We start from the raw sequence: 12,693 nt of genomic DNA on the forward strand, positions 1-12,693 counted from the left end.
GATTTATGGATATGCGAAGGAGCCCTTGTGTCATGAAGCGTGGTTTGCTGCCAGTAAAAGCTGCTCTGCCTCCGGGGCTGAATGCGCGGTCTGCGGCTATTCTGCGTGAAGTGGTGGAAGAATATGTGGCGAGCGGAGAACCTGTTGGCTCTCGCACTTTGTCTGATAGGTTGGGGTTGCCGCTTTCTCCGGCCACAATACGCAACATTATGGCATCCCTTACAGAAGCAGGCCTGCTGTTTTCTCCCCATACATCTGCCGGGCGGTTGCCTACAGAAAAAGGATTGCGGCTGTTTGTAGATGGCCTGTTACAGTTTGGCGCGCTCTCGGAAGAAGATCAGCGGGTTATTGGTCAATCTCTGGAAGCCAAGGGGAGATCACTGCAAGATACGCTCACAGAGGCTTCTTCGCTTTTGGCGGGGATGTCCGATGCGGCTGGGTTGGTGGTGGCTCCTAAAGGAGACGGCGGCATCAAGCATATCGAGTTTGTGGCGTTAGGCAGTAATCGCGCATTGGTTATTCTGGTGGGTGCAGATGGACATGTTGAAAACCGCGTTATTGAAACACCTCCCGGTATGCCGCCTTCCGCTTTGGTGGAGGCCGCAAACTATCTGAATGCACGGGCCATGGGGGCATCTCTGCCAGATTTGCGCACGCGCGTAAGTTCTGAAATGACGGAAGACCGCAGCATTTTGAACGGGCTCACAGCAGAGGTGGTGGAAAGCGGCCTTGCCATTTGGGATGGTGGCGGAGATGGGCTGGGCGGCACCCTGATTGTACGCGGGCAATCCCGTTTATTGGCCGACGTAGATGGGCAGGACAGGCTGCTGGCCATTCAAACACTGTTTGACCGGCTGGAAGCGCAGGAAACCATGTTGCGCCTACTGGAATTGGTAGAGAACTCAGAAGGTGTGCGTATTTTTATTGGTGCAGAAAGTGGGTTGTTTGGGGCTACGGGTATGTCTGTTGTTATGGCGCCAGCGCGTAATGAGGCAAACCGGATAGTAGGGGCTATAGGGGTTATTGGCCCCACCCGTATCAATTACGGGCGTATTGTGCCGGTGGTTGATTATACCGCCCGCCTGCTGGGTGAAATGCTAGGTTAGCCACTGTTTGTATATGTGGTCGGAATTCGGCCATGATTTTTATTACAATGCGCAAACAGGGCAGACGATTATGTATGAGAATGGTAAAGGGCCTGTATGACAAGCGCTCCGTCTTCTGGTGATCCGGGTTCATCTTCTAGCCATTCTCAGGGCAGGTCTCCGCAAAATCGCAGGCCCGATCTGCGCCGCCCACGCTTTCGCCAATGGCGGAAGGTGCTTGGGGCAACGGCTGCGTCGGCGTTGGTCGGCACTACGGGTGCAGTGGTTTTGCTGTGGTCTCAATACGAAGGGATTGTGGCGGATCTGCCAACGGTAGAGGGTTTACGCTCTTATCAGCCGCCAGTTATGAGCCGCCTTTACGCGGGAGATGATCAGCTTATTGCCGAACTGGCGAATGAGCGGCGTATTTTTGTGCCCATCAGTGCTGTGCCCGATAAGGTGAAAAGTGCCTTTGTGGCCGCAGAAGACCAGAAATTCTGGACGCATAAAGGGGTGGACCCCGTTGCCATTGCACGCGCTGGCCTTACGGATTTAACGCGCGGCAAAGGCAAGCGGCCTATTGGGGCGTCTACCATCACGCAGCAGGTGGCGCGTATCATGCTGTTGGGCAGTAATGCCGTATCCTTCAGGCGTAAAGCCAAGGAAGCCTTTTTGGCCATGCGGGTGGAGCAGGTTCTGCCCAAAGACAAGATTCTGGAAATCTATCTGAACGAAATTTATCTGGGCAGCGGCGCATATGGCATTGCCGCAGCATCTCAGACCTATTTCAACAAGCCGCTTGATCAGCTGGATGATGCAGAAGCCGCGTTTTTGGCGGCGCTGCCCAAATCTCCCACCAATTACAACCCTGTACGTTTCCCAGATGCTGCCAGAGGGCGTAGAAACTGGGTGCTGGAGCGCATGGCCGATATTGGGGCCATTACGCACGATGCTGCGCGCGTAGCAGAAGCCCAGCCGCTAACCACCCGTAGCTTTACGCGCCCAGGCCCGGCACTCGGGGCCGAATGGTTTGCGGAAGAAGTGCGTCGCGAACTGATGGAGCGCTATGGTCAGGACGTAACCATGCAGGGTGGGCTGGATGTTCACACCAGCTTGGATCTGCCGCTCCAGCGCAATGCTCAGGATATTCTGCGCCAAGAGTTGATGGCGTATGATCGCGCACATCGTGGCTGGCGTGGTCCAGTGCATCATCTCTCCGATATTGGGTCATCCTCCTCTACAGCAGAATGGGTGCAGGCCTTACAGGGCGTACCCGTACCTGCTGGCATGCTTGACCAATGGCGTTTGGCTGTTGTGCTGGACGCAAAGGGGCAGGTGGGCTGGCTTGAAGGCAGCGTGGTGCGGCGAAACAATGCCACCCAAAGCGGGGGTGAACCCCGTACAGGCGTGGTGCAGGGCAAGGATATGGCATGGGCACGACGCTTTAAGCCATTGCGCGCCGGTGATGTGATAATGGTGCAACCACAGGCCGAAGGTGGCCATGTTGCCCTTATGCAGGTGCCTGTGGTGGAAGGCGCTATTGTGACCATGAATGCACGCACGGGCCGGGTTCTGGCTCTTGTGGGGGGATGGTCTTTTCAGGCTTCGCAGTTTGATCGCGCAACACAAGCGCTGCGTCAGCCTGGGTCTTCCTTCAAGCCATTTGTTTATCTGGATGCCATGGAGCAGGGGATTTCCCCTTCCCAGAAGTTTGATGATTCTCCCGTTTCTTACGGAGCATGGCACCCGAATAACTATGAAAAAGATTTCTGGGGTCCGACCACTCTGCATGATGCCCTACGTGAATCGCGCAATCTGGTTACTATTCGTTTGGCGGCCCATCTGGGCATGAAAACCGTAGCGGATATGGCCACCAACCTTGGGTTGGTGGATTCTATGCCGCATGTGCTCCCCGCGGCACTGGGGGCTGTAGAAACCACCGTGCTGAAGGAAGCCGGAGCCTATGCCTCGCTCGCGGCAGGTGGGCGTAAGGTAACGCCAACACTGGTGGATGATGTGCAGGACCGGGAAGGGCACGTTATCTGGCGGCCGGAGGGGCTGGCGTTGACCACAGTTTCCTCTGCACAATCTAATGGTGGACAGACGACAGACCAACCTGCAGCTGATGCAGTGTTCCCGGATGCACCATCGGATCAGAAATCTGGGGATACAGGAAAAGCTGCACCTGCCGCTGCACCTGTGGAGCAACCTATTGTCATGCCAGGGCAGAATGATGCGCCTGCCTTGCATGATAGTCGGCAGCAGGTGGCATCCGCCCAGAGTGCGTTCCAGATTACCACCATGTTGCAGGATGTTATCCGGCGCGGCACAGGCATGCGGGCTGGAACAGGCATAGATGTGCCTATCGCGGGCAAAACCGGTACCAGCCAGAATTTTAATGATGCATGGTTTGCTGGATACACCCCAGATCTCGTAACCGTTGTGTGGATAGGGTTTGATACGCCTCAATCCCTTGGTAAAAACGAAACAGGCGGTGCTATTGCTGGCCCCTTGTGGAACAAGGTGATGAAAACCGCCTTGGATGGGTACCCACGGCAGGATTTTGTGCCGCCTGTGGGCATTACTCTCGTGCAATATGATACGGGTAGGGGCGTGGCCATAGATGCCTTTAAGGAAGGGCAGGTGCCGGGGCTGAGCGCAAACCTTTCAAGCAACGTAAACCCACAGGAACTTACAGCCGCAGATACAGGTGCTGAAAACATGCCTGATTCTGAAAGCGATATGGCTGCCGAAGGTTCTGGGGGCGGCCAATCAGGAGAACACGCGCCTTCCGGCAATGGTGGTTCGTCTGGTTCTGCGGCGCCTTCTGCACCAGCCGGGGGTGACATTGGTATGGGTGGCCTTTATTGAGGGCCAACACCACATTGTCTTTTTTGACATGATAGAAAAATATGGAGAATCGGCCTAATGTCTGCCGAGACTGAAGCCCTTAACGACCAGATCAAGCAGTCAGTGGCACTGCTGAGGAGGCATCTTTAACTGGGATGTCGCCCAGGAAAGACTCGCTGAACTGAACAATCGGGCAGAAGACCCCGATCTGTGGAATGATTCAGACGCTGCGCAAAAAATGATGCGTGAGCGCACCCTTCTGGCCAACCAGATTGAAGGTGTGGAAGCGCTTGAAACCAATGTGCGCGACACCAGCGAACTGATTGAACTGGCAGAAGCCGAAGGGGATGCAGATTTGGTGGCCGAAGGTATGGCCACGCTGCGTGATCTGGCGGAAGAAGCCAAACGACGTGAAACAGAAAGCCTGCTTTCTGGTGAAGCAGACAGTAATGATTGCTATCTGGAAGTGAACGCAGGTGCCGGGGGTACGGAAGCGCAGGATTGGACAGAAATGCTGCTGCGCATGTACACCCGCTGGGCAGAGGCGCATGGCTACAAGGTCACGCTGATGGAAAGCTCGGAAGGTGAGCAGGCAGGTCTGAAATCTGCTACTATTCAGGTTTCCGGCCCTAATGCCTATGGCTGGCTGAAAACAGAAGCGGGCGTACATCGCTTGGTGCGTATCTCACCATTTGATGCCGCAGCACGTCGTCAGACATCTTTTGCGTCTGTTTGGGTGTATCCCGTTATTGATGATTCCATTGAAATCGAAATCAATGACGCAGACCTGAAAGTAGATACCTTTAGGGCATCTGGTGCTGGTGGGCAGCATGTTAACAAAACGGATTCCGCTATCCGTATTACGCATATGCCCACGGGCATTGTGGTAGCCTGCCAGACAGACCGCTCCCAGCATCGTAACCGTGCAACGGCCATGCAGATGCTACGTGCGCGTTTGTATGAAGCAGAGTTGCAGAAGCGCGAAGCCGAAGCCGCGGCGGCAGAAGCTGCCAAAACGGATATCGGTTGGGGGCATCAGATCCGCTCTTACGTGCTTGCGCCTTACCAGATGGTAAAGGATTTGCGCACAGGGGTAGAAACCGGCAACCCGGATGCGGTGTTGGATGGTGATTTGGATGCCTTTATGGCAGCCGCACTTGCTATGCGCGTAGGGGCAACGCGATCAGAGGCCAGTGCTTCTGCCCAGTAAGAGTTTATTTCTGAATCGAAATAAAAATACAGGAAAGCAGGCTCCATTTTGGGCCTGCTTTTTTGTTGTGATGAAAGGCGGAATTAAACAGAAAAAACGCCGATAGAGCCGAGAAAACTCGGCTTTAGAGAGATTTTGTTCTCACGCCAGAACAGATTGTCTTTATGAAAGAAAATGTGAAATTAGCAGAACATTCTTGACAGAAAGCCTATCTAATTGCCCAATCGAAAGTCGGAAAAGGTTACCTGTATGGCAGAACAGCAATCTGTTATTGTCATGGCAGCGTAAATAGGCTCCGGTAACGCCCTGTGTATCAAGGGTAAGGCAAGAGCATCTGTTGGGATGCAGGGTGACAAAGGAGGACGTGCAAATATGAATGACTACGAGCAACAGCCGGGCTCGGTGAGATATACGTTCCGGGTAGGGGCTGTTGTCGGTGTTGTTGCCCTGTTGGTGGTTGTCGCGCTGCATCTTCTGGGCGTACTGGGGTTGATGTACGGTATGGGCACCACGGCAAGTGTTCCTGTTACACATCCGCCTATCAAAACAGTTATGTTGCCACCCCCGCCGCCTCCTCCGCCACCGCCTCCTCCGCCACCCCCGCCGCCGGTTATGGCAGTGCCTCCTCCGCCATATATTCCGCCGCCCAAGATCAAGGTGCCGCCGCCGCCTAAGCCGCCCATCAAGCATGTGGCCAAGGCTCCGCCCAAGCACCCAACGCCGCCGCAAACCAAAACGGCTGCAGCGCCTCCGGCAACATCTGCCCCCAGTAGTGCAGCTGCCGCAGGAGATGGCACGACAGACGCACCAGATACGTCTGCGGGTTCTGCACCTTTAAACAATGTGCAGCCGGTCTATCCGCCAGAAATGGAGGAAGAGAACATTGAAGGTCGCGTTACATTGATTTGCGATGTGGAAGCTTCTGGCATGACCAGCAATTGCCATGTGCAGTCAGTTTCTGGCGGTCAGGCCTTTGCTCAGTCTGCATTGGATTACGTGCATAAGGCTCGCTATCGCCCGGCTTCGCGTAATGGCGCTCCGGTGAAGGAACTGCACAAGGTCTATGTCATTCGCTTTAGGCTAGATGACTAAAACGGGGTCAGTTTTTCATACTGGCCAGTAGTACAAATTACGGATTGCCCGATCTGTTTACATAACACGAAAGTAGATCGGGCCCTGATGATGAGGATTATGAGGAAGATGACCAGACTGCCCCGTTCTTTTGTGTCAGGTCTTGCGGCTCCGGCTCTGGCGCTGCTGATGAGCACTGCAGCCCCTGTGGCAGCCTTTGCGCAGGATGCGGTCGCCACAGCGCCTGCAGCTACGGCGCCCGCCCCTGATGCGGCGCCATCTTCCGCGCCGGCTCCCGCAGTCACACCGGATGCAGCCCCCACAGCCAGCGCTCCGGCTGAACAGGCCCCACCTGCGGCAGACACCAAGGAAGAAGCCAATCCCTACGGTCTGGGCGCCCTGTGGTCCAATGGGGATATCATTGCCCGCGGCGTGCTGCTGATCATGCTCACCATGTCTTTGGGCACATGGTATATCATGATCACCAAGTTTATCGAGCAGGCCCGCCTGTTTGCCGCCGCCAAGGAAGCCACCAAAAGCTTCTGGACCAAGCACAGCATTCAGGAAGGGGCTTCCGCTCTGACCTCCACCTCTCCGTTCCGCTACATCGCCGATACCGGCATTGTGGCTGCCGAGCACCATGAAGGCACGATGCAGGAAAGCATCGACCTGCATAGCTGGACGGGCATGTCCATCCAGCGCGCGGTGAACAACATCCAAAACAGCCTGCAAAAGGGTCTGGCGTTTCTGGGCACCGTGGGGTCCACCTCTCCGTTCATCGGTCTGTTCGGCACGGTGTGGGGGATCTACCATGCGCTAACAGCTATCGGTATTGCCGGTCAGGCCTCCATCGACAAAGTGGCCGGACCTGTGGGTGAATCCCTGATCATGACAGCCATTGGTCTGGCCACCGCTGTGCCAGCCGTTCTGGGTTACAACCTGCTGGTGCGCCGCAACAAGACAGCCATGGATCTGGTGCGAGACTTTGCCTCTGACCTGCAGTCCATCCTCATCGGGGGTGTGCGTCATGGGGCCGCTGTGGACCAGATTGTGGTGCGTCCGGATAACTCCCCCACCACAGCCACTGTATCCAACCGCATCGGGTAATCAATCAGGTCAAGGCAAGGAGAGCGCTTATGGGCATGCAGATTGGCGATAGTGGCGGGGAAGACGACGTCGTCTCCGCCATCAACACCACACCGCTTGTGGATGTGATGCTGGTGCTGCTGATCATCTTCCTGATCACCATTCCGGTGGCCACACATACCGTCAAGGTGCAACTGCCCAAGGACATGAACCAGCCCACCCAGACCAAGCTGAGCAATGTGGTTTTGGCCGTTACGGCGGATGGACAGACCTTCTGGGATGAAACGCCGATCAAGGACCGGGCCGATCTTTTGGCCCGGCTGGAGAAGGCGGCGGTGCAAAAGCCGCAGCCGCAGATCCAGATCCGCGGAGATGTGACCACACGCTATGAGAGTGTGGGCCGTCTGGTGGCCACGTGTCAGGAAGCAGGCATCAGCCATATCGATTTCATTACGGAAAAGCCGAAATAGGCAGGGGCGGGTGGCGCAGCACGCCACCCCATCCTGTGGGGGAGAGCACAGACCATGGGCATGAATGTTGGCTCTGAGAGCACAACGGAAGATGAAGGCATTGTAGACATCAACACCACGCCACTGATTGACGTGATGCTGGTGCTGCTGATCATGCTGATCATCACCATCCCGTTGCAGACGCAGGCGGTCTCGATTGATCTGCCACAGGGTAATCCACCGCCCAGCACGGAAGAAACTCCTGTGGTGACGCTGGTTGTGGACTTTGACAACTCGCTGACTTGGAACGGTCAGCCCATCAATGGTGAGGCCGATCTGCAGGCGCATCTGCGTGAGATCGCAAGCGGGCCCGAGGCCTCCCGGCCAGAATTCCATCTCCAGCCCAACCGTCTGGCAGACTATAAAACCGTCGTTCACGTCATGGCCGATGCACAGCGCCTCGGCGTTACAAAACTCGGAATCGTCGGGCAGGAACAGTTCGCTGACGGTAAGTGAGGATTTTTGAGAATGGCTTCTCGTTTTTTACGTACCCTTTTTTGTGCAACAACAGCATGGGTTGTTATGCAGCCAGTTGCACATGCGGCAGATGAACTTGGCCAACAGGTTGGGACAGAACTGGAAGCCGCGCAGTCTGCTCTGGCGACACATAATTATGCCAAGGCGATGGACGCAGTAAACGCTGCAGATGCCGTAAAAGGCAAAACAGATTACGAAGATTATACCATTGCGCAGATGCGTGCGGCTGTGGCCACACAGGCAGGCAATCTTTCTGCCGCAACAGCGGCCTATGATAAGCTAATTGCTTCCCCCCGCACGCCGCAGGCCATGAAAAATCAGATGCTAAAGTCTGAAGCAACCATGGCTTACACTGCCAAGGATTACCCTAAAGCTATTGCCAATATTCAGCGTTATCTGAAGGTCGCTGGTTCTGATCCTCAGATGGAAACATTGCTGGCGCAATCCTACTATCTGCAGAAGGATTACCCGAACACCATCAAGGTGGTGAAGCAGCAGGCTGATGCAGCCATAAAGGCTGGCAAAACACCCACAGAATCTGAACTGCAAATGCTTGCGGCCAGTGCGACAGCACTAAAAGATTCTGCAGCTACAACGCATGCTTATGTGTTGTTGGCGACCTATTATCCCAAAAAGGAATACTGGGCGCTATTGCTGCATGAGCTGGTGGTGAACACTAAAATTCCGGCATCCTTGCAGTTGGATGTTTATCGTATCCGTTTGGCTGTTGGGGATGTTTCCCAAGCGCGTGATTTTATGGATATGACGGAAATTGCGGTACAGCAGAATACACCGCAACTGGCGCTGGACCTGATGAACCAAGGCTATCAATCGGGCGTGTTAGGGCAGGGGGCTGAAGCTCCTCGTCAGGCCCGTTTGAAGGCCATGGTTGAAAAGGCTGTAGCTTCCAAAAAGGCTTCTATTGCAGCAGATGAACAGGCTGCTGTTTCTGCCAGCAATGGGAATGATTTGCTGACCGTTGGGTACAATTACGTTACTTTCGGGCAGGCTGATAAAGGGCTGCAGCTTATGCAGCAAGCTATGAGCAAGGGCGTAAGTGACGTGAATATTGCGCGCCTGCACTTGGGGCTGGCAGAGCTTTATGCGGGCCATAAGGATCAGGCTCTGGCTGCTTTGCGCAGTGTTGAAGGAGATAACGGTGCGCATGATATTGCGCAGCTTTGGATCCTGCGTGTGACGCAGCCTTCCAGTGCTCAATAATTTAAGACCGCAAAACTATATAAAAAAAGGCCGCTCTGATATTGAGAGCGGCCTTTTTTATAAGCAACAAAACTGCGGTACCGGAAGCATCAGATAAGATCTTTGTTGGCGTCTTCTTCTTCCTCATCGTCAACAGAATCACGATGAACCCATGTTGAAAGCAGTAGCCCAAACCCCAGCATAACATTCAGCATGGCGGAGCCACCGTAAGAGACCAACGGCAAAGGCACCCCCCCTACGGGGATAGCGCCCATCACCATGGAAAGATTAACCAAGCAGTAGAAAAAGAAGTTCATGCTGATGCCAAGGGCAATCAGGCGCCCAAAGCGGTTACGGCAGCGGATAGCCATGATCATGCCGCCCAGAATAATTATGAGTAGCAGGCCAATCACAGCGGCAGCACCAGCAAAGCCCCATTCTTCAGCAATCATTGTAAAAATGAAGTCTGTTTGCTTTTCGGGTAGAAAGTTTAATTGCCCTTGTGACCCATGCAGATAGCCCTGCCCCCACATACCGCCGGAACCAAGTGCAATTTTGGATTGGATAATATTGTAGCCTGCTCCCAACGGATCATTTTCAGGGTGCAAAAAGGTGGTTATGCGCGCGCGCTGGTAATCATGCAGATGGTTGTATGCAAACTTGATAAGCGAAGGGACAGGAAGCAAAAGCAGCACGATTTGCCAAAGTCGCATTCCGGCAGCAAAAAATAACGATGCTCCAATGCCGCCAATAATGACGGCAGTACCAAGGTTAGGTTCCTTTAGAACAAGACCAACAGGCACTAGCACGATAAGGGCTGGCGGTATTAACCATAAAGGGTTGCCCATACGGGCATAGCTTATACGAGAAAACCATGCAGAAAGTGCCAAAACCAGCGCAATTTTGGCGAATTCCGACGGTTGAACCTGTAATCCACCTATAATCAACCAACGTTCTGCGCCTTTGCCCACATGGCCCATGCGTAACACGGCCACCAGTAGGATAAGCGAGAGCACATACATAGGTGCCGCTGCGTGAATAAGCATACGTGGGGGCAGCATGGCGATGGTAATCATCATCACCAAACCCACAGCAAAGCGTGCAGCTTGCGGGGCAGCAAACGGGTAGGGCGTGCCGCCACCAGCAGAATAGAGTGTTACATACCCAACGCCAGCCAATGTGCAGATCAGCAAAATGTACAACCAGCTGATACGCCATAGCTTGGACATAAGGCGAAAGCTGGGTTCTGCTCTGAGCAGCCGTTTATGAAACTTCATGGATCACTTATCAGGCTGCTTGCATCAGCTACGCTTTCTGGTGGCGGTGTGGTGTGTGTTACCGGATCACGCAGCAGAGTATCGCGCATGATGGTGCGGGCCAGAGGGGCGGCAGCATCTGCGCCTGCGTTTCCGTGTTCGATTACAACAGAAACAGCATATCGTGGAGAATCATACGGGGCAAAGCAGATAAACAACGCATGCGGCCGATACTCCCAAGGCAGATTGGCAGAGTTAAAATGCCCGCTTTCACGCAATGCGCGTGAAACACGCCGCACCTGCGCTGAACCCGTTTTGCCAGCCATGGTAATGCCGGGCAGATCCAGCCGCGCCTTGGGGGCCGTTCCGTGGGGTTCGTTAATAACGGCAAACATACCAGAGCGCAGGGCTGCCAGATATCTGTCTGGCATATCAAGGGTAGGCCAATGGTCTGGCTGTACTTGCTTGCCGATTTCCCCGTTAATGGCACGCACAAGATGGGGCTGTACGGCCCGGCCAGAGGCAATGCGGGCTGTATAGGTTGCCAGTTGCAAGGGCGTAACTTGTACAAACCCCTGCCCAATGCCGCTTACAATTGTATCTCCGCCGTTCCAATGGTGGTGATGAGCCTGCCGCCATGCTGGTGTGGGAATAAGGCCGGTGCGCGTGTGGGGCAGTTCAATATCCAACTGCGTGCCAAGGCCAAATTTATGTGCTGTGGCCGCAATACGTTCCATGCCGATACGGCGCGCGACTTCATAAAAATAAACGTCGCAGGAATATTTTAGCGCCAAATGCAGATCAACAGATCCATGCCCCCACCGAGACCAACAGTGAAAGCGTGTGCCACCTACATCCAAATGACCAGGGCAGAAAAAACGATCTGTGGGGGAAACAAGACCAGATTCCAAAGCTGCCATTGCAACGGCAGGTTTGAAAGTGGAGCCGGGCGGATACACCCCCGCTACAGCTTTGTTGATAAGGGGGGTGCGTTGGTTGTTTGTCCATTCAATCCACTGCGCGTGGCTTACGCCGCTATCAAACAGTGAAGGATCAAACGAAGGCGTACTGACCATGGCGAGCACTTCGCCATTCTGGCAGTCCATCACCACGGCAGAGGCTGTTTGATCTCCTATGGCGTTCAGCACTTTTTGCTGGAGTGCACGATCTATGGTCAGGCTGATTTCTTCACCAGGAACGCCTTCTTCGCGGTTCAGCTCAGACATCACACGCCCAACAGCGTTGACCTCCATTTCCACAGATCCAGCCGTGCCGCGAAGATTGTCATCCTGACTTTGCTCAATACCCGCGCGTCCTACGCGCATCCCCGGCAGGGCCAACAAAGCAGAGCGGGCCACATCTTTTTCATTGGGCGGAGCTACGTAACCGATAATGTGGGCGAGCAATTCACCTTCTGGATAAACGCGGCGTGTGCCTACATCAATCAACACACCGGGGAGAGAAGGTGCGTTGAGTTCAATACGCGCCATTTCATCCCATGAGAGGAAATCTCGCAGCATGACGGGCACGAAGCGCCGCTGATGCCGCATTTCACGCGCGATTCGTGTGCGGTCACGTTCATCTAGCGGAATAATGCTGGAAAACCGTTCAATCGTGCCCGTAACATCTGTGGTTTCTTCGGGCATCAAAAGGGCGCGCCAGTTTTCCTTGTTATTGGCAAGGGCAACGCCGTAGCGATCTACAATACGCCCGCGAGGCGGCGCCAAAAGGCGCTTGCTGATACGGTTTTTGGCAGCCATACGGGCATAATGGTCACCATCTTCTATCTGGATTTTATACAGGCGGCGGCCAAGCTCTCCCAAAGCCACAGTCTGAACAGCCATAAACAGCAGCGCCCGGCGTGTAAAAACGCCGCGGGCGGGGTCTTTCTGTTCACGAACAGGTAGAAAACGCCGGTTTTCTTTCTTGCGCTTCTTCAGCCACATAAG

Annotated in this window: 10 protein-coding genes; 8 read left to right on the forward strand and 2 right to left on the reverse strand. The window is 54.5% G+C overall.

All coding sequences use genetic code 11. The features are described from left to right. Positions 1-5: 5 nt before the first annotated feature. The 8 genes from hrcA to A4S02_RS12560 all read left to right on the forward strand — a co-directional run bounded on the left by hrcA (position 6) and on the right by A4S02_RS12560 (position 9,509). The gene (hrcA, locus tag A4S02_RS12525) at positions 6-1,106 is read left to right on the forward strand and encodes a heat-inducible transcriptional repressor HrcA (protein ID WP_019088997.1); all 1,101 of its coding nucleotides are present in this window, start codon (positions 6-8) and stop codon (positions 1,104-1,106) included. Positions 1,107-1,202: 96 nt separating this feature from the next. Then, positions 1,203-3,956 carry a penicillin-binding protein 1A gene (locus A4S02_RS12530; protein ID WP_070323971.1) on the forward strand — a complete coding sequence of 918 codons (2,754 nt, stop codon included), beginning with the start codon at positions 1,203-1,205 and terminating at the stop codon, positions 3,954-3,956. A gap of 57 nt (positions 3,957-4,013) precedes the next feature. Next, positions 4,014-5,145 (forward strand): peptide chain release factor 2 gene (prfB, locus tag A4S02_RS12535; RefSeq protein WP_096884278.1). Its coding sequence is split into 2 segments (ribosomal slippage): positions 4,014-4,082 and positions 4,084-5,145, totalling 1,131 coding nucleotides; the frame shifts between segments, so codons are not numbered across the junction. 342 nt (positions 5,146-5,487) lie between these two features. Further along, the gene (locus tag A4S02_RS12540; RefSeq protein WP_082246839.1) at positions 5,488-6,237 is read left to right on the forward strand and encodes an energy transducer TonB; all 750 of its coding nucleotides are present in this window, start codon (positions 5,488-5,490) and stop codon (positions 6,235-6,237) included. Between the two features lie 108 nt (positions 6,238-6,345). Further along, positions 6,346-7,323 (forward strand): MotA/TolQ/ExbB proton channel family protein, encoded by a 978-nt coding sequence (locus A4S02_RS12545; protein WP_082246749.1) that lies wholly within the window; start codon positions 6,346-6,348, stop codon positions 7,321-7,323. 29 nt (positions 7,324-7,352) lie between these two features. Beyond that, entirely contained in the window at positions 7,353-7,772 is a 420-nt protein-coding gene (locus A4S02_RS12550) for an ExbD/TolR family protein (protein WP_019089631.1), read from the forward strand. Between the two features lie 54 nt (positions 7,773-7,826). Next, positions 7,827-8,267: an ExbD/TolR family protein gene (locus tag A4S02_RS12555; protein WP_019089632.1), complete on the forward strand. Its 441-nt coding sequence runs from the start codon at positions 7,827-7,829 to the stop codon at positions 8,265-8,267. A 12-nt stretch (positions 8,268-8,279) separates the two neighbouring features. After that, on the forward strand, positions 8,280-9,509 hold the full coding sequence (locus A4S02_RS12560; protein ID WP_070323972.1) for a tetratricopeptide repeat protein: 1,230 nt from the start codon (positions 8,280-8,282) through the stop codon (positions 9,507-9,509). 89 nt (positions 9,510-9,598) lie between these two features. On the opposite strand, the gene rodA is transcribed toward A4S02_RS12560, so the two are convergent. Next, positions 9,599-10,765, reverse strand: coding sequence for a rod shape-determining protein RodA (rodA, locus tag A4S02_RS12565; protein WP_070323973.1), 1,167 nt, complete (start codon positions 10,763-10,765; stop codon positions 9,599-9,601). Next, complete coding sequence (gene mrdA / locus A4S02_RS12570) at positions 10,762-12,690, reverse strand: penicillin-binding protein 2 (protein WP_070323974.1); 1,929 nt, start codon at positions 12,688-12,690, stop codon at positions 10,762-10,764. The genes rodA and mrdA overlap by 4 nt, the downstream gene beginning before the upstream one ends. Positions 12,691-12,693 lie beyond the last annotated feature (3 nt).

The organism is Acetobacter ascendens (assembly GCF_001766235.1).
In the GTDB taxonomy this organism is placed as follows: domain Bacteria; phylum Pseudomonadota; class Alphaproteobacteria; order Acetobacterales; family Acetobacteraceae; genus Acetobacter; species Acetobacter ascendens.